Origin of the sequence: Streptomyces sp. SID13726, assembly GCF_010548375.1 — a bacterium.
GTDB lineage: Bacteria > Actinomycetota > Actinomycetes > Streptomycetales > Streptomycetaceae > Streptomyces.
Map to the genome: position 1 here is coordinate 1 of NZ_JAAGLY010000435.1, position 445 is coordinate 445.

Sequence of the window (445 nt, forward strand, 5' to 3'; positions counted from 1 at the left end):
GCCTACGACCGGCTGGAGGACCTGCTCGGCCGTTACCCGCTGCGCGGGATCAAGGGCCCGGTCGGCACCGCCCAGGACATGCTCGACCTGCTCGGCGGCGACGCCGCGAAGCTGGCCGACCTGGAGCAGCGGATCGCCGCCCACCTCGGCTTCGCCCAGGCCTTCACCTCCGTCGGCCAGGTCTACCCGCGCTCGCTCGACTACGACGTGGTCACCGCCCTGGTGCAGCTGGCCGCCGCTCCCTCGTCGATCGCGAAGACGATCCGCCTGATGGCCGGCCACGAGCTGGTCACCGAGGGCTTCAAGCCCGGCCAGGTCGGCTCCTCCGCGATGCCGCACAAGATGAACACCCGCTCCTGCGAGCGCGTCAACGGCCTGATGGTGATCCTGCGCGGCTACGCCTCGATGACCGGCGAGCTGGCGGGCGACCAGTGGAACGAGGGCG

General features: G+C 71.5%; 1 protein-coding gene. It reads left to right on the top strand.

Annotated features, from left to right (window positions below):
• Window positions 1-445, top strand: a 445-nt coding sequence (locus G3I78_RS48460; protein WP_275424938.1) for a lyase family protein, incomplete at both ends; no start/stop codon positions are given.